Origin of the sequence: Vibrio sp. 10N.222.52.B7 (assembly GCF_041474275.1) — a bacterium.
In the GTDB taxonomy this organism is placed as follows: Bacteria; Pseudomonadota; Gammaproteobacteria; order Enterobacterales; family Vibrionaceae; genus Vibrio; species Vibrio crassostreae_C.
The window spans coordinates 1-281 of the sequence record NZ_JBFRTU010000630.1; the positions used below are offsets into that span (position 1 = coordinate 1).

Annotated in this window: 1 pseudogene; it reads left to right on the plus strand. The window is 44.5% G+C overall.

The features are described 5' to 3' along the window. Window positions 1-281: pseudogene (locus AB4512_RS24545) on the plus strand (hypothetical protein); the annotation flags it as partial.

Below are 281 nucleotides of genomic sequence, written 5' to 3' on the forward strand. Positions count from 1 at the left end.
AACTGGCTAGATATGCTGTTGGGCAGCAAGCCGAAGTTGTACACCCTCACCAACAATATTGAGCGTGCCGCCGAACAAGACATCGAACAATACAAAACTGAGTTTGTAAGTTGGGTTCAACACTACAGCTACTGGGCCAAAGATAATCAGTTGTCGAAAGGCATTTTAAACAACGACAGTGGCGCCAAGCTTTCTGCCCTTTCAGAAGCGCAACAGAACCCTATAAACGCCGCTGTAGTCGACACCAAACTGATAAACCATAACTTTAATACCTATAAGAA